This window comes from Methylophilus sp. YYY-1 (assembly GCF_029132825.1).
In the GTDB taxonomy this organism is placed as follows: Bacteria; Pseudomonadota; Gammaproteobacteria; order Burkholderiales; family Methylophilaceae; genus Methylophilus; species Methylophilus glucosoxydans.
In genome coordinates this window covers 281,446-302,678 of sequence record NZ_WOVG01000001.1, presented here as the reverse complement: position 1 = coordinate 302,678, position 21,233 = coordinate 281,446, and the positions used below count along the sequence as shown (strand labels likewise).

Annotated in this window: 22 protein-coding genes, 1 tRNA gene and 1 other RNA gene; 13 read left to right on the top strand and 11 right to left on the bottom strand. The window is 46.5% G+C overall.

Annotated elements, in window-relative coordinates; all coding sequences use genetic code 11:
• The first annotated feature begins 27 nt into the window (after positions 1-27).
• From fae to cheZ, 6 genes are all read left to right on the top strand, one after another.
• On the top strand, positions 28-735 hold the full coding sequence (gene fae, locus GOC95_RS01375; protein ID WP_275355197.1) for a formaldehyde-activating enzyme: 708 nt from the start codon (positions 28-30) through the stop codon (positions 733-735).
• 41 nt (positions 736-776) lie between these two features.
• The gene (locus GOC95_RS01370; protein WP_194746682.1) at positions 777-1,676 is read left to right on the top strand and encodes a CheR family methyltransferase; all 900 of its coding nucleotides are present in this window, start codon (positions 777-779) and stop codon (positions 1,674-1,676) included.
• Positions 1,673-2,281 carry a chemoreceptor glutamine deamidase CheD gene (gene cheD / locus GOC95_RS01365; RefSeq protein WP_124551641.1) on the top strand — a complete coding sequence of 203 codons (609 nt, stop codon included), beginning with the start codon at positions 1,673-1,675 and terminating at the stop codon, positions 2,279-2,281. The genes GOC95_RS01370 and cheD overlap by 4 nt, the downstream gene beginning before the upstream one ends.
• 26 nt (positions 2,282-2,307) lie before the next feature.
• Positions 2,308-3,378, top strand: coding sequence for a chemotaxis response regulator protein-glutamate methylesterase (locus GOC95_RS01360; RefSeq protein ID WP_275355195.1), 1,071 nt, complete (start codon positions 2,308-2,310; stop codon positions 3,376-3,378).
• A gap of 112 nt (positions 3,379-3,490) precedes the next feature.
• A complete protein-coding gene (gene cheY / locus GOC95_RS01355) occupies positions 3,491-3,889 on the top strand; it encodes a chemotaxis response regulator CheY (protein ID WP_194746684.1) in 399 nt (132 codons plus the stop codon).
• Between the two features lie 2 nt (positions 3,890-3,891).
• Positions 3,892-4,572, top strand: coding sequence for a protein phosphatase CheZ (gene cheZ / locus GOC95_RS01350; RefSeq protein ID WP_194746685.1), 681 nt, complete (start codon positions 3,892-3,894; stop codon positions 4,570-4,572).
• A gap of 79 nt (positions 4,573-4,651) precedes the next feature.
• On the opposite strand, the gene GOC95_RS01345 is transcribed toward cheZ, so the two are convergent.
• Both GOC95_RS01345 and GOC95_RS01340 read right to left on the bottom strand, forming a co-directional pair.
• On the bottom strand, positions 4,652-5,029 hold the full coding sequence (locus tag GOC95_RS01345; protein ID WP_194746686.1) for a DUF779 domain-containing protein: 378 nt from the start codon (positions 5,027-5,029) through the stop codon (positions 4,652-4,654).
• A 101-nt stretch (positions 5,030-5,130) separates the two neighbouring features.
• The gene (locus tag GOC95_RS01340; RefSeq protein ID WP_194746687.1) at positions 5,131-6,651 is read right to left on the bottom strand and encodes an aldehyde dehydrogenase family protein; all 1,521 of its coding nucleotides are present in this window, start codon (positions 6,649-6,651) and stop codon (positions 5,131-5,133) included.
• A gap of 323 nt (positions 6,652-6,974) precedes the next feature.
• Between GOC95_RS01340 and GOC95_RS01335 the strand changes: the two genes are divergently transcribed.
• The 3 genes from GOC95_RS01335 to GOC95_RS01325 all read left to right on the top strand — a co-directional run bounded on the left by GOC95_RS01335 (position 6,975) and on the right by GOC95_RS01325 (position 8,816).
• Positions 6,975-7,064, top strand: a tRNA-Ser gene (locus GOC95_RS01335).
• Between the two features lie 576 nt (positions 7,065-7,640).
• Positions 7,641-7,865 carry a DUF4113 domain-containing protein gene (locus GOC95_RS14395; RefSeq protein WP_343223939.1) on the top strand — a complete coding sequence of 75 codons (225 nt, stop codon included), beginning with the start codon at positions 7,641-7,643 and terminating at the stop codon, positions 7,863-7,865.
• Positions 7,866-8,459: 594 nt separating this feature from the next.
• A complete protein-coding gene (locus GOC95_RS01325; protein ID WP_275355188.1) occupies positions 8,460-8,816 on the top strand; it encodes a hypothetical protein in 357 nt (118 codons plus the stop codon).
• Between the two features lie 132 nt (positions 8,817-8,948).
• On the opposite strand, the gene GOC95_RS01320 is transcribed toward GOC95_RS01325, so the two are convergent.
• The 7 genes from GOC95_RS01320 to cmk form a co-directional block, all read right to left on the bottom strand.
• Positions 8,949-9,566: a hypothetical protein gene (locus GOC95_RS01320; protein WP_275355186.1), complete on the bottom strand. Its 618-nt coding sequence runs from the start codon at positions 9,564-9,566 to the stop codon at positions 8,949-8,951.
• Between the two features lie 305 nt (positions 9,567-9,871).
• Positions 9,872-10,183, bottom strand: coding sequence for a ComEA family DNA-binding protein (locus tag GOC95_RS01315; RefSeq protein ID WP_275355185.1), 312 nt, complete (start codon positions 10,181-10,183; stop codon positions 9,872-9,874).
• 109 nt (positions 10,184-10,292) lie between these two features.
• Complete coding sequence (gene pyrF, locus GOC95_RS01310) at positions 10,293-10,988, bottom strand: orotidine-5'-phosphate decarboxylase (RefSeq protein WP_275355184.1); 696 nt, start codon at positions 10,986-10,988, stop codon at positions 10,293-10,295.
• 51 nt (positions 10,989-11,039) lie between these two features.
• Positions 11,040-12,272, bottom strand: coding sequence for a lipopolysaccharide assembly protein LapB (gene lapB / locus GOC95_RS01305; protein WP_275355182.1), 1,233 nt, complete (start codon positions 12,270-12,272; stop codon positions 11,040-11,042).
• A 127-nt stretch (positions 12,273-12,399) separates the two neighbouring features.
• Positions 12,400-12,687, bottom strand: coding sequence for an integration host factor subunit beta (locus tag GOC95_RS01300; protein WP_018985241.1), 288 nt, complete (start codon positions 12,685-12,687; stop codon positions 12,400-12,402).
• Between the two features lie 14 nt (positions 12,688-12,701).
• Entirely contained in the window at positions 12,702-14,198 is a 1,497-nt protein-coding gene (gene rpsA / locus GOC95_RS01295) for a 30S ribosomal protein S1 (RefSeq protein WP_124551649.1), read from the bottom strand.
• A gap of 181 nt (positions 14,199-14,379) precedes the next feature.
• Positions 14,380-15,051: a (d)CMP kinase gene (gene cmk, locus GOC95_RS01290; RefSeq protein ID WP_275355174.1), complete on the bottom strand. Its 672-nt coding sequence runs from the start codon at positions 15,049-15,051 to the stop codon at positions 14,380-14,382.
• 94 nt (positions 15,052-15,145) lie between these two features.
• On the opposite strand from cmk, the gene GOC95_RS01285 reads away from it, so the two are divergent.
• Complete coding sequence (locus GOC95_RS01285) at positions 15,146-15,373, top strand: DUF2061 domain-containing protein (protein ID WP_275355173.1); 228 nt, start codon at positions 15,146-15,148, stop codon at positions 15,371-15,373.
• A 6-nt stretch (positions 15,374-15,379) separates the two neighbouring features.
• Here the strand turns inward: GOC95_RS01285 and aroA are convergent, their stop codons facing one another.
• Together aroA and GOC95_RS01275 are read right to left on the bottom strand one after the other, a co-directional pair.
• A complete protein-coding gene (gene aroA / locus GOC95_RS01280; RefSeq protein WP_275355172.1) occupies positions 15,380-16,678 on the bottom strand; it encodes a 3-phosphoshikimate 1-carboxyvinyltransferase in 1,299 nt (432 codons plus the stop codon).
• A 12-nt stretch (positions 16,679-16,690) separates the two neighbouring features.
• On the bottom strand, positions 16,691-17,560 hold the full coding sequence (locus GOC95_RS01275; RefSeq protein ID WP_275355171.1) for a prephenate dehydrogenase/arogenate dehydrogenase family protein: 870 nt from the start codon (positions 17,558-17,560) through the stop codon (positions 16,691-16,693).
• Positions 17,561-17,642: 82 nt separating this feature from the next.
• Here GOC95_RS01275 and ssrA point away from each other — a divergent pair.
• The 3 genes from ssrA (at position 17,643) to GOC95_RS01260 (ending at position 21,114) form a co-directional block, all read left to right on the top strand.
• Positions 17,643-18,008, top strand: a transfer-messenger RNA (tmRNA) gene (gene ssrA / locus GOC95_RS01270).
• A gap of 990 nt (positions 18,009-18,998) precedes the next feature.
• Positions 18,999-19,649, top strand: a complete 651-nt coding sequence (locus GOC95_RS01265) for a thermonuclease family protein (protein WP_275355169.1) — start codon at positions 18,999-19,001, stop codon at positions 19,647-19,649.
• A 580-nt stretch (positions 19,650-20,229) separates the two neighbouring features.
• The gene (locus GOC95_RS01260; RefSeq protein ID WP_275355168.1) at positions 20,230-21,114 is read left to right on the top strand and encodes a hypothetical protein; all 885 of its coding nucleotides are present in this window, start codon (positions 20,230-20,232) and stop codon (positions 21,112-21,114) included.
• Positions 21,115-21,233: the final 119 nt, after the last annotated feature.

The window sequence follows — 21,233 nt, the reverse complement described above, 5'->3', positions numbered from 1 at the left end:
TAGTACTTTTTATATCAGGAGTTAAAAATGGCAGTGATTGATCGAGTATTGATTGGCGAAGGTTTAGTCATCGAAGAGCGTCCAGAAGGTGGTTTGGATTTGAAAAATGTGGCCCACATTGACTTGATTATGGGTCCACGCGGTAGCGCTGCAGAAGACGCATTTTGTCGTACGCTCACCGACCAAAAACAAGGCGTAAACGGTTTGTTGGCGATTGCAGCGCCAAACATGATGGTAAAACCAAACACCGTAATGTTTAACAAGGTGACCATTAAAGATGGACGTCAGGCAACACAAATGTTTGGCCCGGCACAACGTGGTGTAGCGATGGCTGTAATGGATTGCGTCGCTGACGGCACGATCCCGCTGGAAGAGGCAGATGATGTATTTATCTGTGTTGGTGTATTCATCGACAGCAAAGCTGACATGGATGACCGTATCCAAGACTGGAACTACCGTGCAACAAAAATGGCGATTAAAGCCGCCGTTGCGCGTGAGCCTAAAGCTGCTGACGTTGTGAAGCAGTACAAGGAAGCGTTGCATCCATTTGCTGCACAAACCCCGGAAGCACAAAACCGTCGTGCTGAAGACAAAGCTGCTGCCTTAGCAATTTCTCAAATGCAAGAGCGCAGCAAGCATGCAAAAAGCAGCTATGAAACCCAAGTTAAAGATGATCAGCAAGTTGATTTGGCCATTTCACAAATGAGAGAGCGTATCAACACGACACGCGCTTAATTCTGGCAGTGTATGCCCGCGGATTTGCATAGGATAACGAAGTGAGTGCATTAAAAAAACAAGAGCAAGAAGATCGCGAGTTTTTGTTTACGCGCGATGATTTCGTCAGAATTAAAAGTCTGATTTATCGCCATGCAGGCATTTCATTATCCGATGCAAAGACCGATATGGTCTACAGCCGAATCGGTAGGCGTTTGCGCGCGCTGGACATGAATAGTTTCAAACACTATCTGGACACGCTCGAGCAGCAGAACAATGCGGATGAGTGGCAGGCATTTACCAATGCGCTAACCACTAATTTGACCTCGTTTTTTCGGGAAGAACATCATTTTCCGATTTTGGCCGAACATCTGGTGAAGCTGTCAGCCAACCGGCGAGGAAAACCGCTACGTATCTGGTGTTCTGCGGCATCGACAGGCGAAGAGCCTTATTCGATTGCGATCACCGCTTGCGAAGCGTTTAATAGCTTGAAACCGCCTGTAGAAATTGTTGCCACAGACATTGATACCAATGTGCTGGCGACGGCGAGTGCAGGCGTGTACCCGCTAGACCGGGTCAAGAAAATGGATGACGGTCGTGTACGCAAATTTTTTGAACGTGGCACAGGCAAGCATGACGGCCTGGTCCGTGTCAAAAAAGCCGCCCGTGACCTGATTCATTTTCACCAATTGAATTTACTGGATGCACAATGGCCATTTCATGATGGCTTTGATGTGATTTTTTGCCGCAATGTCATGATCTATTTTGACAAGCCGACACAAGGCAAAATCATTGAAAAATTTGTCAACCTCATGCATGAAGACAGTTTGTTATTGGCAGGCCATTCAGAAAACTTTTTGTATGTGTCCGACCACCTGCAACTGTTGGGAAAAACCGTCTATAAATTAAAAACCAGTGGCGCGGCACGTTCCAGCCTCTTTACGCATCGGAAATCGCTATGAGTGTCATGCAAGAAGAAATTTCTAACACCCTGTATTTTGACAGAACATTTAATTGCAATGCTGCCAAAATTTCACCAGGGGAGTATTACTACACAGACAAGGACATGTTGATTGTCACCGTGCTTGGGTCCTGTGTTTCTGCCTGTATCCGTGACAGCCGTACCGGCATTGGTGGCATGAACCATTTCATGTTGCCCGAGGGGGGCAGTGCAGACAAGGACAGCCCGATTTCTGAGTCGATGCGCTATGGCACTTATGCCATGGAAGTCTTGATCAACCAGCTGTTGCGTAACGGCGCCAAGCGCGAAAACCTCGAAGCTAAAATTTTTGGGGGCGGCAACGTCTTGCGCAGCTTTACCACCAATAACGTGGGTGATCGCAATGCTGCGTTTGTCAAAAAGTATCTGAAAGAAGAAGGGATTAAAGTCACCGGCGAAGATTTGCTGGATATTTATCCCCGCAAGGTTTATTTCTTTCCCAAAACCGGTAAAGTACTGGTTAAAAAGCTGAAACAATTGAACAACTACACCTTGGTCAAGCGCGAGCAAGCTTACTCCAGCAAGCTGCAAACCAACGATGTGGGTGGAGATATCGATTTGTTCTAATAATAATTAAAACAAGGGGTTATGCCATGAAAACAAAAGTGCTGGTGATTGACGACTCGGCATTGATACGCAGTTTGTTGAGCGAAATCATTAACGACACCAAGGATCTGGAAGTGGTTGGAACCGCACCGGATCCGCTGGTCGCGCGCGAGATGATCAAGCAGTTGAATCCGGATGTACTCACGCTGGATGTAGAAATGCCACGCATGGACGGTCTGGATTTTTTAGAAAAACTCATGCGTTTGCGTCCGATGCCCGTGCTTATGGTATCCACGCTGACAGAAAAAGGCTCTGAAATCACTTTGCGTGCACTGGAGCTGGGTGCCACCGACTTTGTCACCAAACCCAAAATGGGCATTACCCAGGGCATGCAGCAGTATGCCGCCGAGATTACTGACAAGATCCGTGTTGCTGCCAGGGCAAAAATCAGCACCTTGCAAAGTATTGCCAAAGCGTCTAATACGCAGATGCAACAAAGTCCCATCCGCAATCCGCTCATCAGTAGTGAAAAACTGCTGATTATTGGCGCCTCTACTGGCGGCACCGAAGCGATCAAGTCCTTCTTAATGCAGATGCCTTCTGATTGCCCCGGCATTTTAATTACCCAACACATGCCTGCAGGCTTCACCAAGTCCTTTGCTAGTCGTCTGGACAGTCTGTGCAAAATTGCCGTCAAGGAAGCCGAAGATGGTGAGCGTGTATTGCCTGGCCATGCCTATATCGCGCCAGGGGATCAGCATTTACTGCTCGCCAGAAGTGGCGCCAACTATGTCACCCGTTTATCTGACGCCGAGCCGGTGAATAGACATAAGCCATCAGTCGATGTATTGTTTGATTCAGCGGCTACAAACGCCGGTAAAAACGCCGTCGGGATCATTTTAACGGGCATGGGCAAAGATGGCGCCGCGGGCATGTTGCGCATGAAGAATGCCGGCTCTTTCAATTTTGCCCAAAACGAAGAAAGCTGTGTGGTGTATGGTATGCCACGCGAAGCGGTTGCGCATGGTGGTGTTCACGAAGTCGGGCATTTAAAAGACTTACCGCGTCTGGTGCTACAACATCTTGCAACTAACAGTGAACGCGCCATTCGCGTATAGTACTGTGAGGAATAAACCGGTAAATCCCAGCTTTATCCTGATTAGCATTGACCATGGTTCGTTCCATAATACAGGCTACGGGATTAGTAATTAAATGATAGCGGAGTAACAAATGGGCAACCCAAATACTAAATTTCTGGTAGTGGATGATTTTTCTACGATGCGTAGAATTGTGCGCAACCTGCTCAAAGAACTTGGTTATAACAATGTTGAAGAAGCAGAAGATGGTGCAGATGCCCTCAACAAGTTGCGCAATGGTGACTTTGAATTCGTGGTTTCAGACTGGAATATGCCCAACATGGACGGTTTGACCATGTTGCAGAATATCCGTGCAGACAGCAAATTATCCAAATTGCCTGTATTGATGGTCACTGCCGAGGCAAAAAAAGAAAACATTATTGCTGCTGCCCAGGCCAAAGCGAGTGGCTATGTGGTGAAGCCTTTCACTGCGGCCACACTTGAAGAGAAGTTATCCAAAATCTTTGAAAAATTGGAAAAAGGCGAGGTGTAACCATGACCGAAGCGATCAATCCGAATCAGGATCATGCGGCGATGGATCTTGCCTCTAACCTGATTTCCACGATGAGTCCCAATCAGCAAGAGGAAATGATCAGCCGGATTGGACACATGACCCGCTCCTTGCACGATAATCTGAGTGCACTGGGCTATGACAAGGTGCTGGAACAAGTCGCGCAGGAAATTCCTGATGCCAGAGACCGTTTAAGTTATGTGGCAAAAATGACTGAACAGGCGGCTGAGCGTGTGCTGAACGCCACTGATCTGGCCACGCCTTTACAGTCAGAGTTATCTGATCGGGCTGCGGTGTTGAAGCAACGCTGGGAAGAAGTCATGCAGCGCGCTTCGCTCAAATCGGAATACGATGCTGTTGTCCATGAAACACTGGAATATATGTCACTGGTCAGTCAACACACATCGACGACCAAATCGTTACTGATGGATATCATGATGGCGCAGGACTTTCAGGATCTGACCGGCCAGGTGATCAAAAAAGTGACCTCACTGGCACAAGACCTGGAGAGACAATTGGTGCAAGTGTTGGTAGATTTTTCTCCTGCGGCCAAAAAAGACGAGGACTCCTTGATGAATGGTCCACAAATTGATCCACATAACACAGTGGATGTGGTCGCCAATCAGGAACAGGTGGATGATCTGCTCGAAAGCCTGGGCTTTTAATTCACAGCGTTTATCCAGTGTCGTCCTGGCAAAGGCATCTTAGGATGCCTTTTTTATTGATCAGGCAGACTTCTACGTATTAAAGCCCGACGCGCTCTTCAGGTTTTAGCGCAGCGAGTTCCTCATCCGAATATAAGCGGCCTCGCGTGATAAAGGCCATGCCACTGCCACAATCGAGTGAAAATGAGCCACTCGAGCCCGGCATCGCATCGAGGATGGTGTGCGTACTGTGCATAAAGCTGAAATGACTGTCACTCATGTAAAAAATAGCACCACCTGGCAAGGTTCCCAGTTTGACATCCATCGGACTGGCGATGTATTCGGCGGCTGGTAGGCACATCGGGCCACTGCCTTCACAACATCCGCCTGATTGAAAAAATACAATTGGGCCATGCTGGGCGGTTAATTGCTCAATGAGCGCGATGGCCGCTGGCGTTGCAGAAACACGTTCAGTCATGCTCTTCCCCTGTTTATAGTGTGATAGATAGATAAAAAAAGGAGCGAAAAATTCGCTCCTTTAGATCAAACAAATGTCTGTTTTATCATTCCCGCCAAGATTTAGAAGAATCCCAGTTTTTTCGGGCTGTAGCTGACCAGCAGGTTTTTGGTTTGCTGGTAGTGGTCCAGCATCATTTTATGCGTTTCACGGCCAATGCCGGACTCTTTGTAGCCACCGAATGCGGCATGCGCAGGATAAGCGTGGTAGCAGTTAGTCCAAACGCGGCCAGCCTTGATGCCACGGCCCATACGGTAAGCGCGGCTGCCGTCACGCGACCAGACGCCTGAACCCAGGCCGAAAATGGTGTCGTTGGCAATGCTCAGTGCTTCAGCTTCATCTTTAAAGGTGGTCACTGCCAGCACAGGTCCAAAAATTTCTTCCTGGAAGATGCGCATTTTATTATGACCTTTGAACAAGGTCGGCTTGATGTAATAGCCTTCAGCCAGATCACCGCTCAGTACATTACGCTCACCTCCGCATAATAACTGCGCACCTTCCTGACGACCAATATCCATGTAGGAGAGGATTTTGTTCACTTGGTCTTGGGATGCCTGCGCACCAATCATGGTGTTGGGGTCAAGTGGGTTACCTTGTTTGATGGCGGCAACACGTGGCAATACACGCTCCATAAACTTGTCGTAAATGGATTCCTGAATTAACGCACGGGAAGGGCAGGTACAGACTTCACCCTGGTTAAATGCAAACAGCACCAAGCCTTCTACAGCTTTATCCAGGAAATCATCATCGGCAGACATGATATCTTCAAAGAAGATGTTAGGCGATTTGCCACCCAGTTCGAGGGTTGCTGGAATCAGGTTGCTGGCTGCAGCCTGGGCAATATAACGGCCGGTGGCTGTCGAACCAGTAAAGGCGATTTTCGCGATACGCTTGCTGGTAGAGAGTGGAGCACCTACCTCACGGCCAAAGCCGTTGACGATGTTGATGACGCCAGGTGGAATCAAATCAGCAATTACTTCCATCAGGATCAGCAGGCTAATCGGCGTGAACTCTGCAGGCTTCATTACCACCACGTTACCCGCGGCCACAGCTGGCGCCAGTTTCCAGGCGGCCATCAGAATAGGGAAGTTCCACGGAATAATCTGGCCGACCACGCCTAGTGGCTCGTGAAAGTGGTAGGCAACGGTATGTTCGTCCAGTTCACTAATGCTGCCTTCTTGCGCACGCAACGCCCCGGCAAAATAGCGGAAATGGTCTGCTGCCAATGGAATATCGGCATTCATGGTTTCGCGGATAGGCTTACCGTTATCGACGGTTTCCGCAGTCGCGATCAACTCAAGGTTTTGCTCGATGCGATCAGCAATTTTCAGCAACAAGTTGGAGCGATCAACGACAGAAGTCTTGCCCCATTTATCGGCTGCTGCATGCGCTGCATCCAATGCCAATTCAACATCCTCGGCGCTAGAACGTGCAGCTTGAGTGTAGGGCTTGCCAGTAATAGGCGAGATGACATCAAAATATTCACCTTTGACCGGTGCAACCCATTTTCCACCGATAAAGTTATCATACTTGGCTTTATAGGGCACTTTAACGCCCATCGCCTTGAGAAGATCCAAACTCATAGTAACTCCTGTGTTTTTTCTATTAATATCGTAGCAGAACTGCTCTCCAAACCGCCTACATCAAATCGCAACTAGATATCGCGATAAACATACGTTAACACCTTATTTTATAAGGCTTAGCCGTGTGTTTGTGTGCTAAACATTAAACCTTAAAAATAACAAAAGCAAGCTTTTTAGCCAACTTTATACTGTTTTATAAGATAGCAGACCTGACATCTTGCTAGCCCTAAAACAGGCCATATGCAGTGTGAAAGTCGCCAGTGATTGCATCATAAAATGATTTGGCGTCTTTAACTTTTATGGGTATAATCCCGCCTTCTTTCGGAGAGATGGATGAGCGGTTTAAGTCACCACCCTGGAAAGGTGGCATAGGGGCAACTCTATCGAGGGTTCGAATCCCTCTCTCTCCGCCAGCAGTAAAATAAGGCCTGTTTTCTGTTACTAATTAATAAGTTACGGATAACAGGTTTTTTATTTTTACCTTGCGCTTTTACCTTACGTTTGCCTGATGTTCCTAGCTCGTTGATATTCATTTTCAACGTATATAAGGAATAAACAATGTAACGCTTAGCATCAACCCTCAACACATTGACAACACCTTTTGCTCATCGTATTGCCTTTGAGGCTGTAGACTCGTCCGGCTTAATCGAGACATGGAGAGAGGGCGGGGCGCTTGGAGTTAAACTTAAGGTAATCCTGAATTAAGTAAGATAGATATAGATATGAATACACTTGTGATTTAATCAACTATTCAGAAAATAGGTAGCGAGAGAGTTACTTAAAGAGGGTATCCATAACTGTCCACAGGAATACATGCGTATAGCCAGTGTTGTGATGGTCTTTATTCAGAATAGCCCCTTTGATGAAGCTGAGTATTATGGGGCCAGTCACTCGTTAGCCTTCCCAGCACCTACAGACAAACAGTCCAGATAAATAGGGTTGCCCTTTGGATTCTCAAGAAACTCTTTAAGCCAGGCATCTATTATCAGATGTGCGGTGTGATGCTAACTGAGTTAGTGCCAGCCGCTGGGCGACAGGCTGATATGTTTGGGTTTGGTAAAGGGCGGGCTAGGGCGGACGCTTTAATGACTCTCATGGACTCCATTAATAGCAAGTATTCCCGAGGGACTATTAAGCTGGCCTCTGAGGGTGTCCGTGGCTTTAAGAGTCCTAACTTTTCTAGCTGGGAGGAGTTGCCTGAGGTGAGGGATTAGGGTTTGGTTTTTGAGAAGTTTTTAATTGCGAGTCGTCTGTAAGCAAAAGCGTACTTATCGCATCCATTTGCATACCAGTTTGGTGGAAGGCAAGATGGTAAGGGACTATTCGGATGTTCACATACAAACTCCGAGGTGTTCTCTTTGTAGTACGATGTACTTCCTCCAATTTCCAATGCGTAGTCTAAGATTGCATAACCGCCGCATGTGAGTCTCTTGTAGCGGTCAAATTTAAAATCTTCCTGTTTTGTGGGTATAGCGATTTCTTTAACGGCTTTATTTGCACAGGAGGAAAGCAAAACCAGACAAATACTAATCATCAACTTTGACATATTACTTATCTCTCCCCGTTTTATAATTCAATATCTCTACGCTTAACCGTGATGTAGTGGTCTTCAGTACACTCGATAATCAAGGTCAATAGCAACTCCACAATTAAATATAACCGCTATATCTATGACCGTAAACGCAGGCAGAACACTAGTGTTAATGTGTTGCTTAATCTTTAGTAGCCATGCTCAAGCGGCTGGAATACTGAAATGCTACGACCCATCAACCTCCTCCAATCAAATTACACAATGTCTTCGGAATGCAATGACAGAAAGGCCAGACGGGCAAGCCATAGCAGCAATGCCGGATAAGGAGTTTGCAGACGAAGCAATCAAAGATATTATCCGCAATCAATATCCTGCCAACTTAGAGCTTTATAAATTCACAAAGCTGGCATATAACGAGCATGAAGAGCACCGTGAGCTTTGTGGTGTATTGATAAAGAATGATGGTTCAGAATCAATTCGCTTTATAAAAGCCTTCAACATGAGAACTATAAGCTTTATAAGCATAATTATTGACTTAAACAAGCCCAAGAATAAGATTGAAAGATCAGAGGCGAAGTGGTTCAAACGATGGTGGAGTAAAACTTGTGGAAACGCCCAACCTTTGACTGGGTAAGATTGTAAGTATAGCGTCTGAAAACTATTAGTTGAATGTGTCAATTAATTGTCCAAGGAATCATAAACTGACTGAATGAGGGCCGCTGCCTGACATCCAGTCAAGGTGTACTCCAAGTGGACAGACAAAAGCTTATTCAACATCTTGAGGCACACCGAAACCACTTTTCGGAATAAACGGTAATGGTGCTAAGTGTTCTGGCTCTTGGATGTTGTACGAAGCAATCGTCTCTTTGCCGAATTGACAATAAGCCCAAGTATCAGGATATTTCTTTGCTTTAGCTATTTCACCGCTTTCACACTTTGATTTACATACGAAGCGTGTAACCGCACTTGGATAATAAACAAGCTCTCCATCAATGTTAGAGTCTTTTGGATACCCGCCACTAATTACACTACACTGAGGTAACCCAAGCTCAGCTAAGTATTCCTGCTGATAAAAGTACCCCGAACGTTCTTCTGTAAGCTTTTGATAGCATGAGCGCCAAGCATCAATATTGCAGACTTCTTGCCGATGCATCAGCCAGTTGTGTTGGGACTGTATGAGCAAGTCTCTTTCTTTGAATGCTCCCTGTCTGTCATATCTAGAAACAATCATCTCAAATCGTTCATCTAGATGAATACAAAATGATTCATTACAGGCCTTAAGCCCATTATGGATGGACTTATAGTCGCCCTTGAACGTTGTTGTACATGAGGCAAAGGTTAGCAAGATAGAAGTATGTATTAAGAGGGACAGAGTTTTACTCATATTAAGAAAGCGGTTAGGGTTAGTAGAACGTCAGGTCAATTGCACATAAAACCAATGAGACTCAGCTTGCTCTCAGGTGCGACATGTTTGAGGATTTTAAGAATGAGCAGTCGAAGGACGTATATTAAGAGAACTAAAGCTATGCATGGGATACCTGCTAAAAGTAGTGTATAGAATGCTCATACGGTTGTATATATTTCCAATAGTTACGGCAGTCGCTTATGTATCTGTTGAAGCCTTTACTCCTCTCTCTCCGCCAAATAAAAAAAGCACCCAATAGGGTGCTTTTTGTTTAATGTAGACAGTTATTTCTTTTTCTCTGCTACTTTTTCGGTTTTATTAGGCTCAGCGGCTATTGCTTTCTTGGCGCCGACGCTTACATCTTTCTTCAGGTTTGCCAAGGTTGCCTGGCCTATGCCTGGCACTTGATCCAGCTCTTCCACTGACTTAAAGCCACCACTCTTTTTTCGATATTCAATGATGGCTTGCGCCTTGGCCGGACCGATACCATTCAGGCTTTCAAGTTCAGCCTGGCTGGCCGTATTGATATCAACCACCGCATAAGCGGCTGGCAATAAAAGGAAATACATCAGGTAACCCATAAGCGTTTTCATCATATGACCTCCAGAATCGTTAAGTATAAAAAACAGGCATTGCGCCTGTTTTTAATTCTACTGAGCCCGTTCATGATCGGACGGCTAACGCCCTTAAATTAATTTAAAAATGTTAAATATTTTTAATAATTGTATTTAATGCAACAATCGGGTCATCTGCTTGTGTAATTGGCCTGCCTATGACCAAGTAGCTGGCGCCTAATGCGATGGCATCTGCAGGCGTCACAATTCTGGTTTGATCGTCCTTTGCCGAGTCCTTGGGACGAATACCCGGGGTGACCAGGCAAAAGTCAGGCCCCAATGCTTTTCTGAGCATGCTGGCCTCTTGTGCTGAACAAACTACACCATCTAAGCCAGATTGTTGTGTCAGTGTGGCCAATGCGAGCACCTGTTCAGGCAGGGTGCGCTGGATCCCCAAACTATGCAACGTTGGCGCGTCCATACTGGTTAATACCGTGACAGCGATTAGCAGCGGCGCTTGATCATCAAAGGCTTTATCCAAGCCTTCACGTGCAGCCTGCATCATGGGTTGCCCACCACTGGCGTGAACATTGACCATCCATACGCCTAAATTTGCGGCGGCCTGACAGGCTTTTGCCACAGTATTCGGGATATCGTGAAATTTGAGATCGAGGAACACATCGTATTGCCGCGCAACCAGCTGTTCGACAAGCTGAGGCCCGGCGGCGGTAAACAGTTCCTTACCCACCTTGAGTTTACACAGGCTTGGGTCCAGCCGATCTACTAGCGCGATTGCCGATTTGGCATCTGCATAATCCAGGGCAACAACAATTTTACTGTCGGTCATAAAGGAATTGTCTTAGGAATGAAACGGGTTGGGGAAGGGCACCAAACGGATTTATTTTCGTTTAAGTAATTTGATATCACGAATGGTCGCTTCAGTGGGTTCGGGCGGCAGCGACTCCCAGGCATTACAGGCTGGGCATTGCCAATGATATTGTTTGGCCCGGAAACCACATTGGTCGCAATAATAGGCGGCACGGTCACCAATGGCATTGCGAACGGTTTGCTGCATCAACTGTAAATCATGTTGTTCATCCTGGAGCATGGCGCGCGCTTGGAGCAATTGATCCAGCGATTTGAGGCTGGGTTTGCGGATCAACTCATTGCGGGCGAGTTTTGCCGCTTTATCCGCACCTTCAGCCTGCAGGGTGGCTTCATACAACACCGACATAATACTACTGAGTTGATACAGCTCCAGATAGTAATGGAGTTGGCTCAGGCCTTCCTTTAAGCCTCTGGACAGTTTGAGGTCGCCTTCGCTTTCCTCTTCACCATACAGCGCAGCATAGCTTTTAAGCATTTTTTGCGCGACCAGGCCCAGATGTTCTGGATGCTGCATTTCTATGCGTTTCCAAAGTGCAATCGCATCAGAATGGTGGCCTTGTTGTGCTGCGATATCGCCCAGTAAGACATTAGCGCGCACACAGTTCTTATTGGCATCCAGCGCTTGTTCGAGTTGGACTTTTGCAGAGGACCAATCCTGCTTGATCATGGCATTGGCGGCCAATTCACAATAATACTGAGCGACCTCCTTGCGGTAAGACACGCCTGACGAACGCTCCAATTCAGTGGCAATGCCAATGGCGAGCGACCATTCGCGTTCTTTGACATAAATCTCAAGCAGGTGACGTAAGGCCGCTTGTTCATAGCGTGTATGGCGCAGCGTTTGAAAAATTTCTTCAGCACGATCATACAGGCCTGCCTTGAAGTAATCCTGCGCTAATTCCACTTTGATTGATGTCGATTGCTGCTCGGTGAGTTCGTAGTTTTCGAGCAGGTTTAAGTGCAAGTGAATCGCGCGGTCTGTCTCACCTGTGCGGCGAAACAGGCTCCCCAATACAAAATGCAGCTCCAGGGAGTCTTTGTTCATGTAAAGCGCTTCACTGAACGCATCCACCGCTTTGTGGTACTGGTCAGCAATGAGCAGATTCAGACCTTTAAAATAGGTGGCTGGCAATGAGGTGGATTCAGCAATCAGTTGCTTGATATCCACGCGGGCTGCAATCCAGCCCAATGTAAAAAACAGAGGCAGAATCAATAACCACCAATACTCGAATTCAACCAGCATAAAAGCTCTCTTGTTTGATCACATGACATTTTACCCAAGCGCTCCTCAATGCGCCATCAATAGCGGTCTGAGCGGCCAAAAAAAACGGTATCCGAAGATACCGTTTTTTACTGCTGAATCACAAAAATTAAGATTCGATCGCGTCTACGCGGTCACGCAACTCTTTACCAGCCTTAAAGTGCGGCACGTATTTCGCTGGCACCTGTACTTTGGTACCAGTTTTCGGGTTACGTCCCAAACGAGGCGGGCGGTAGTTCAAGCTAAAGCTGCCAAAACCGCGTATTTCGATACGCTCACCTGTTGCCAGGTTTTCCGTCATTGCATCAAGGATGGTCTTGACGGATAACTCTGCGTCTTTCAGCACAAGTTGCGGAAAGCGCTGGGCAAGCAGGTCTATTAGTTCAGATCTTGTCATGATCTAAAGCCTTCTTATTTTTTGCTATCCAGTTTGGCTTTCAGCAAAGCACCCAGGTTAGTTGTCCCGGCAGAAGCTTCATCAATCATGACATCATCCGCTTTTGCTTTTTTGGCTTTTGGTTTACCACCTTTGTCTTCGCCAATTGGTGCGCTGTTGCCGCTTGGATCTTCAGTCAACTGTTTAACGCCCAGAGAGATACGCTCTTTCTCAACGTCAATGCCCAAGATAACAGCTTGCAGCTCATCACCTTTTTTGAAGTTGCGGATCGCTTCTTCGCCAGACTGAGTCCAGGACAGGTCAGACAAGTGTACCAAGCCATCAATACCGCCTGGCAAGCCAATGAACACACCAAAGTCAGTGATAGACTTGATCTGGCCTGAAACTTTGTCGCCTTTAGCGTGGGTTGCAGCGAAATCATCCCATGGGTTTGGTTTGCACTGTTTCATGCCCAGTGACAGACGACGACGGTCTTCGTCGATTTCCAGAATCATCACTTCAACTTCGTCGCCCAGTTGAGCGATTTTGCCTGGGTGGATGTTCTTGTTGGTCCAGTCCATTTCAGACACGTGTACCAAACCTTCAATGCCTGGTTCTACTTCAACGAACGCACCGTAGTCAGTCAGGTTAGACACTTTACCGAACAGGCGTGTACCGACTGGGTAACGGCGGCTTAATGCCACCCATGGGTCGTCGCCCAATTGTTTGATGCCCAGAGAAACACGGTTTTTCTCTTGATCGAATTTCAGGATCTTGGCTTCAACTTCTTCACCAACGGTCAGCACTTCAGATGGGTGCTTCACACGGCGCCATGCCAAATCAGTGATGTGCAACAGGCCATCGATACCACCCAGATCCACGAACGCGCCGTAGTCAGTGATGTTTTTAACGATACCCTTGATCACAGCACCTTCAGTCAAGCTGCCCAACAATGCTTCACGGTCAGCACCCAAGGTGTCTTCCATCACAGCACGGCGGGAAACCACGATATTGTTACGCTTGCGATCCAGCTTGATGACTTTGAAGTCCCACTCTTTGTTTTCGTAAGGAGTGGTGTCTTTAACTGGACGAATGTCTACCAGTGAGCCTGGCAAGAAAGCCATGATGCCGCTGACAGAAACGCGCAGACCGCCTTTAACACGGCTGCTGACAAAACCTTTAACTACACGGCCTTCGTTCATGGCTTCTTCCAGATCCAGCCATGCTTGCATTTTCTTCGCTTTTTCGCGAGAAAGTTGTGTAGAACCAAAACCATCTTCCAGTTTTTCGATCGCTACTTTAACGAAGTCGCCAACGGCAACTTCCAGTTCGCCTTGTGCGTTTTTGAATTCACTGGCGTTAATTACGCTCTCGGATTTCAAGCCGGCGTTCACGATAACGAAATCATTGTCTACAGAAACTACTTCAGCGGTGATTACTTCACCAGCGCGCATTTCCTGGCGAGCCAGGCTTTCTTCGAAGAGGGCTGCAAAAGATTCCATGGAAGAGGATGTATTAGAAATAGAAGCCATTAAAAAATTGTCCAATTTTTACTCGCATGAAGACAGGCATCTTGCAGCGAGCCATTGCAAGGCAAAAGCGCCAACAATGGAAAAGGTTTAAAAAATATTGCCCAAGCGTGACTTGAGCAACCCGAATCCAAGACTATACACAAAAAAATTATTGGGTTCAATGACTTATGTGTGTTTTTATTTAGTTTTGCGCTGCTTTTTTAAATGCTTCGATAATGATATTCACCGCTTGCTCAATGTTGATGTCGGTGGTGTCCAGCAAAACCGCATCTGGCAATTGCTTGAGTGGCGCGACTGCGCGCTGGCTATCGCGTAAATCTCGCTGCTGCAAATCAGCTAGAATCAAAGCGTAATCTGCGTGATCGCCGCGTTGAATTAACTGATCGTAGCGACGTTTTGCGCGCGTTTCGACCGCGGCTGTCAAAAATATTTTCAATCCGGCATCCGGGAAAATGACAGAGCCAATATCTCGGCCATCGCCAACCAACCCAGGGGCTTGCCTGAAATTGCGTTGCGTTTGCAACAGCGCGGTGCGTACGGCAGGGTGTACAGCGACTTCAGAGGCCCCTTTTCCCATCTGTTCAGTACGAATATGGTGGCTGACTTGCTCGCCGTTTAAATAAGCTTGGCCATGCTCAAACTTGATCTGCATCTGTGTCGCGATATCAGCCAGCGCATCAGCATTTGACCAGTCCACGGCTTGTTGAGCAGCGGCATAAGCCAATAGACGATAAATCGCACCCGAGTCCAGGTAATGAAATCCAAAATGAGTTGCCACGCGTTCAGCGACGCTACCCTTGCCAGAAGCAGAAGGGCCGTCAATGGCAATGACTGGAGGGAGAGGATTATTCATAATAAATTTTACTTATCAATCAGTTAAAAACAATGAATTGGATTTTGACTTTTGGCTTTTATATCATGGCTACATCGTTAATAAGGAGCACACCATGATTAAAACCATGTCTTTTGCCATGCTGCATTTTAGCGTAGCGTTCACCATTGCCTATCTTTTCACAGGCAGCCTGCTGGTGGGTGGGCTGATGGCGCTGGTTGAACCGGCCTGCAACACCGTGGTGTTTTATTTTCACGAGCGTGCCTGGCAACAGCATCAGCATTCTCACGACGTGGCGCCTGCCGCAGAGCCTGACGAGCATGAGTGGGCGTATGCGGCTTGAGAATGGCTAGCGAACAATGCTGGCGAATACCTTAAAGTACTCTGGAAAGGTTTTACCCACACATTTTGGGTCATTAATGGTAATGGGCACGCCGGCCAGGCTGAGCAATGAAAAGCACATGGCCATGCGGTGGTCATCATAGGTATCAATTACTGCGTTAGGGGTCAGTTGCAAGGGGGCGGTGACCTGAATGTAGTCCGGGCCTTCGACCACTGTGGCCCCGACTTTGCGCAGTTCTGTTGCCATGGCTGCAATGCGGTCGGTCTCTTTTACGCGCCAGCTGGCGATATTGCGTAGGGTGGTTGTACGGTGCTGATCCGAATCACCACGCACAAACATGGCCATCACGGCTAAAGTCATGGCCGCATCGGGGATGTGATTACAATCAAGGTCAATCGCCTTCAATGTGCCTGTGTTTTCAGCACGCACGTGGTTGTCGCCATAGCTGATCCGTCCGCCCATGAGGTTGGCCGCCTCAGCAAAGCGGATGTCGCCTTGTATGCTTTGCGCGCCGACGCCGTTGACGGTGACGTCCCCCGCAACAATACCCGAACCAATAAAATAAGAGGCACTTGACGCGTCACCTTCTACATATATTTCTCCTGGCGCGTGATAACGCGCATCTGCAGCAATGTAAAAATGCTGCCAGCCATCCCGTTGCACGGTCACGCCAAAGCGTTGCATCAGGTTGAGCGTGATTTCGATATAAGGCTTGGAGATCAGTTCGCCTACCACTTCAATACTGGCCGCCTGGCCTGTTAGCGGCAAGGCCATCAACAAGGCTGTCAAAAACTGGCTTGACACATCACCTCGTATTTTGATCGCTTGACTGACATCCAGCTGCGCTGGCGAAATTTGCAGGGGAGGGTAGCCCGCATTCCCCAGGTAGCTGACTTGCGCGCCCACCTGTTGCAAGGCATCCACTAAATCGCCAATCGGGCGCTCATGCATGCGCGCAATCCCATGCAGATGGTAGTCACCGCCTGAGAATGCCAGTGCGGCAGTCAAGGGCCTAAAGGCCGTCCCCGCATTGCCCAGAAACAAATCCGCTTGCTTATTGGGAAAGTTGCCGCCACAGCCCGTGACTTGCCAGGCATTTTCAGAGATATTTTCCAGCTTGACGCCTAACGCTGATAAGGCCTCCAGCATTCTGGCGGTATCGTCTGAGGCGAGCAAGTCGCGAATGACAGTGACACCGTCAGCAAGTGCTGCGAGCAATAGCGTACGGTTTGAGATACTTTTTGAGCCAGGCAGAGTGATTGCGCCTTGGGCTTGGTGGGCAGCGGGTAAATGCAGTTGTTCCATAGCGATTGGTAATTATTGAATTTTTGACTTGGCCCAGTCATTACGTGCACGGCTGGCATGTTCAAACAAATCGTGCAAAGCACGACTGTCATCAGCCTCCAAGAGTGCCGTCATGTCGCTGAGCGCTTGTTGATAGAGCCTAAGTTCACTTAATAAGGCGGTTTTGTTAGCCAGTGCAATATCCCGCCACATCTCAGGATGACTGCCTGCAATGCGCGTAAAGTCGCGGAAACCGCTGGCGGCAAATTTGAACAACAATTCCGCATTGCTACGCTTGGCCAGATCCTCCACCAGTGCGAAGGCAAGCAGGTGCGGCAAATGGCTGACGGCTGCAAATACGCTGTCATGTTCTTGCGCACTCATGTGCGAAACCACTGCGCCACATTGCTGCCAAAGTCTGCTGACTTGATCGAGCGCTGAGTTAGAGGTCTGCGCATCAGGCGTCAGAATGACATTCTTACCGAGATACAAATCAGCCATGGCAGCAGCAGGACCACTTTTTTCCGCCCCAGCAATCGGATGACCACCCACAAATTGATTAACCTGGTCCCCAAGTTCGGCCCTCGCGTACGCCATCACGTCCGACTTGGTGCTGCCGGCATCTGTGATAATGGTCGACTCGCCCAAATAGGGGCGGATGGCCTTTAAAATAGCCGGCGTCTGTGCCACTGGAGTGGCAATGATAACCAGATCCGCCGCGAGAAGTGCAGAAGCAATATCCGTTTCCGCACTGTCAATCAAACCCAAATCCAGTGCTTCCTGCAAGCTTTGTTGAGCGCGGCCCACACCAACAATGTGAGGAGCCCCAGGGTGTTTTTTAAGGGCCAGCGCAATGGAGCCCCCTATTAAACCTACCCCAAAAATCACAATTTTCTTGAACATTTATAAATTGTACCATGTCGAAGTAGTGCGCCTTTAAGTTTGGCTCACCAACGTTTAAGGCGTATAATCCACAGTCTGTATTGGGGCTGACCCGGTTTCGACGTGGGTTGCAAAGCAGTGCAGGGCATACCGAGGATTCAGGTTCCCTCGTAAATCCATCTGAAAAAGTATAGTCGCAAACGACGAAACTTACGCTTTAGCCGCTTAATCCCGGCTGAACGCTGCACCGAAGAGCCTCTCGGTCGGGCCGGGTAACCGGCAGCAGCGTCATTTAGAGAGGATCGTGCTTTACCGGGTTGCTTGGTAAGGCATTAAATCCAAGGCAACTCGCTTGTCATCTGCTTGCTCGTTGGTGGGTGCCTGGTTAAATATAAACAACACAGCTAAGTATGTAGAACTGTCTGTGGAGGGCTTGCGGACGGGGGTTCAATTCCCCCCAGCTCCACCAATTACCAAAATCAAGAAATACCAAAACACCTCACAAACCCGCGTAAATGCGGGTTTTTTCATTTATACCCACTCTCATAACGTATCATGTGATTTATTGACATACCCCAACTATTGGGGGTACTTTGTGGGGTAATCGACAGTCCTGATCAAATTCAAAACCTTTACAACTCAATTCATAATGAACTGCTGATATTGGCAAACCCTCGTTAGCAATTACTTCATCCACCAGCTTTTGCAAAACAAATGACAACCTTGAAGTAGTTATGGTGCAAAGGAGAGACCCGAACACTCAGCACTTACAAGTGTTTGTAACAGGTCATAATTTGAACACTTTGCCATTCGTTAAACGAATCAGATAGTTATCGACCTTACCAAGATTGCATCCACGGCCTTATCCACAGATTTTGTGGAATCAACGAATCAGACTTTCAGAAGGAACCAAACTAATAATTGGACTATGCAGCGCAGTTTCAAAAGCCCCCAACTACACTGGTGACTGGAGTATCCTGCTGAAGGTTAAATAAGCATTCCAAGGAGTAAATACAATGCCCACATCCAAGACTTATGAAAAACAGGTAGATCAAGGTTTAGAGAGATATCAGGAAAGGTTATTGGACTTCTCAACTAAGTACATTGAACCCGCTTGGAAGGCACATGTAGATAAGGTTGAATTACCCGAGCGGCCAGATAGCACGTTTTTCACAACTGTATTTTCTGGATATATGGAAATCACAAAGACGATAGACGCATTAAAACTTTGCCAGACTTTGATTCGAGTATCTCCACCTCGATCTAAATCAATAATGCCTGATGAGTACTTCAAGTTTCTAATTGGTGCATATCTTCAGGAGATGTATATCTTAGATCAGTCGACTCTCGACTTATGCCAAGCGTGTCAGCAGAATGTATAAAACACCGATGATAATAGCGATAGTTAAAGAGCATATTCTTGAACCTTTGGGTGGAGTAATTAGAACAAGGGGTGAGCTTGAATAAGATAGCTGTTTTCTTAACTCGGTGGTTGATAGTTCTTACCTCTAAAGCTGATCAACTATCCGGCCACGTTATCGCTGTTGCTGATGGCGACACGTTGACCATACTTACTAAAGACAAGCAGAAAATCATCATCAGGTTAAATGCAATAGACGCACCTGAGAAAAATCAGGCTTTCAGCAACGCTTCTAAAAAATCACTATCCTCAATTTGTTTCAAAAAAACTGCGAGTATTCAGACCTTCGGCCTTGGTAAGTATGGTCGCACTATAGGCGATGTAACTTGCGACGAGGTCAATGCCAATAAGCATCAGGTCGACAATGGGATGGCATGGGTTTATCGGAAATATAGTAATGACTCAGTGCTCATTGAAATGGAAGATAAAGCTAAAAGTATGGGGCAGCGGCTTTGGGATGATCCGAATCCGGTGCCACCTTGGGAATTTAGGCATCAAGCCACACCTGCAGCTGCTCCAGCTATTAAACCTACCCAAAGCGGCTTCACATGTGCAGGTAAGCGGTACTGTAAACAAATGCTGAGCTGCGTAGAAGTATGGGTGTCTACCGACTTGATCGTGATAACGACGGCATACCTTGTGAATCAATTTGTTGAAACACACTTACTTTGGACTTCGGCTGTCGGTTGAACAGTGTTGTAAAAAGGATAACTTTTGAATTTACTGGATTTAAATCTCTGCTAAAAAGTTAATCTATGTTATGGATATGAACTATGATCTCTTAAGAGGAAAGCTAGATTAAAAAATAATATCAAGGTGTGCAATATGAACCAGAGCAATCTGTATGCAACACTTAATCGCGCAGGGTGCAAAATACTTTCATTCGAAGACTATCCATCAAGCTATGGGAGTTGGAGAGTATGCTTTTTTCTTAATAGCATCTTATGCGAAATCACTAGCAATCGAGCTGATAACCAGCTCATTTTATCTACCAAAAGTACCGCACACGGTAATCAATCGTCTCAAATTCCAAGTACTAAATTAATCACTGAACAACTTGAGTTGTTACGAGTTGGTGAGTTGCTTCGTGCTATCCATATTATTAAAAATAAGTACTCAAAATCATCTCAGACTGAGGATATCAGCCGACTAAGTAAAGAGCTGGTTTAGTGAAGTTATAAAGAAGTATCTTAGTACTATGCCATAGATTGCATTGAGGGTTCTGTTATTACACTAATTTAGATTGACTTACTTTATGGAGAAGAATGACATGAAAAATATAATGATATTTGTATTTAGTATCCCAGTTATTTTATTCAGTATTTCAGCAAACGCAGTTACTGGTCAAGGCGGTGCAGGATTGACAGGAGTATCCGTAGCAAAACCTGTCAAAAATACTTCGGGGGAGGTTGTTGAAGCTACACTTCCAGATCCTTTTGCAGAATTTGACCTTGTTGGAGATGACCTATTTGATCCGGATCAACTGAAAGATATTGTAGGAAGTGCTGCAGCTATTGTAGAGGACAGAAATGGAAAAACCAATGTGATTTGGTATGGTGATGTAATTCGAAAGGATTCAGCAAAGGATCCAGAGATTAAGGCAACTGAATACAATTACGACTCATATCTATTAGATGTTAAATCTGCTGCATCTTTAGGAGTTCCTTTTTTAGCTGGAACGGCAGAAGGAAACTACAAAGTTGAGTATCGATTTTATAAAGGAGCCTCATGTAAACTCAGGATGTCAGATATTGATCCAAATAAATTCAAAATAGTTGCTAAATTTATTAGGGAAGAAATAGCTAATACGTCTGGATTAACTCTGAAAGGCATTAAAGTTGTCTCATCAGTTGCAACACTTAACACAGCATATTCAGTGTTAAAAGGTACAAAGGCGGATGCAAAAATATCTGGTCCTGGCTGGCAGGTTGGTGGGATGTTTTATGCATCTCAGACTATGCAGAAAAACAAAGTAAAGCTAGGCATAAATCTTACTCCATATTTCGGCGCGATAGGAGCTGATGCGTCACCGTCAGTTATCAAACTGGAAACCTCATCGGGTTTGAAACTTCCATCTAATCAAGCAGTGCCAGTTTCCAATTCTGAAATTGGCATAACTGATATGAGGTTTAAAAACATCATTCAACTTCAATAAGTATGGGCCTACCATTTAATCACTTGGTTTTATTGAAAATTGAATATGAAATCAAACGGCGTGCAATAGATTCTTTAACATGCCCCTTTAGTTCTACAAGTGAACTTATGAGGAGTAGT

What these genes read in the sequence shown, in the direction of transcription:
- fae (WP_275355197.1), top strand. Translation starts at nt 28, where the DNA reads ATGGCAGTGATTGATCGAGTATTGATTGGCGAAGGTTTAGTCATCGAA.
- cheD (WP_124551641.1), top strand. Translation starts at nt 1,673, where the DNA reads ATGAGTGTCATGCAAGAAGAAATTTCTAACACCCTGTATTTTGACAGA.
- GOC95_RS01360 (WP_275355195.1), top strand. Translation starts at nt 2,308, where the DNA reads ATGAAAACAAAAGTGCTGGTGATTGACGACTCGGCATTGATACGCAGT.
- cheY (WP_194746684.1), top strand. Translation starts at nt 3,491, where the DNA reads ATGGGCAACCCAAATACTAAATTTCTGGTAGTGGATGATTTTTCTACG.
- cheZ (WP_194746685.1), top strand. Translation starts at nt 3,892, where the DNA reads ATGACCGAAGCGATCAATCCGAATCAGGATCATGCGGCGATGGATCTT.
- GOC95_RS01345 (WP_194746686.1), bottom strand. Translation starts at nt 5,029, where the DNA reads ATGACTGAACGTGTTTCTGCAACGCCAGCGGCCATCGCGCTCATTGAG.
- GOC95_RS01340 (WP_194746687.1), bottom strand. Translation starts at nt 6,651, where the DNA reads ATGAGTTTGGATCTTCTCAAGGCGATGGGCGTTAAAGTGCCCTATAAA.
- GOC95_RS14395 (WP_343223939.1), top strand. Translation starts at nt 7,641, where the DNA reads ATGTGCGGTGTGATGCTAACTGAGTTAGTGCCAGCCGCTGGGCGACAG.
- GOC95_RS01325 (WP_275355188.1), top strand. Translation starts at nt 8,460, where the DNA reads ATGACAGAAAGGCCAGACGGGCAAGCCATAGCAGCAATGCCGGATAAG.
- GOC95_RS01320 (WP_275355186.1), bottom strand. Translation starts at nt 9,566, where the DNA reads ATGAGTAAAACTCTGTCCCTCTTAATACATACTTCTATCTTGCTAACC.
- GOC95_RS01315 (WP_275355185.1), bottom strand. Translation starts at nt 10,183, where the DNA reads ATGATGAAAACGCTTATGGGTTACCTGATGTATTTCCTTTTATTGCCA.
- pyrF (WP_275355184.1), bottom strand. Translation starts at nt 10,988, where the DNA reads ATGACCGACAGTAAAATTGTTGTTGCCCTGGATTATGCAGATGCCAAA.
- lapB (WP_275355182.1), bottom strand. Translation starts at nt 12,272, where the DNA reads ATGCTGGTTGAATTCGAGTATTGGTGGTTATTGATTCTGCCTCTGTTT.
- GOC95_RS01300 (WP_018985241.1), bottom strand. Translation starts at nt 12,687, where the DNA reads ATGACAAGATCTGAACTAATAGACCTGCTTGCCCAGCGCTTTCCGCAA.
- rpsA (WP_124551649.1), bottom strand. Translation starts at nt 14,198, where the DNA reads ATGGCTTCTATTTCTAATACATCCTCTTCCATGGAATCTTTTGCAGCC.
- cmk (WP_275355174.1), bottom strand. Translation starts at nt 15,051, where the DNA reads ATGAATAATCCTCTCCCTCCAGTCATTGCCATTGACGGCCCTTCTGCT.
- GOC95_RS01285 (WP_275355173.1), top strand. Translation starts at nt 15,146, where the DNA reads ATGATTAAAACCATGTCTTTTGCCATGCTGCATTTTAGCGTAGCGTTC.
- aroA (WP_275355172.1), bottom strand. Translation starts at nt 16,678, where the DNA reads ATGGAACAACTGCATTTACCCGCTGCCCACCAAGCCCAAGGCGCAATC.
- GOC95_RS01275 (WP_275355171.1), bottom strand. Translation starts at nt 17,560, where the DNA reads ATGTTCAAGAAAATTGTGATTTTTGGGGTAGGTTTAATAGGGGGCTCC.
- GOC95_RS01260 (WP_275355168.1), top strand. Translation starts at nt 20,230, where the DNA reads ATGAAAAATATAATGATATTTGTATTTAGTATCCCAGTTATTTTATTC.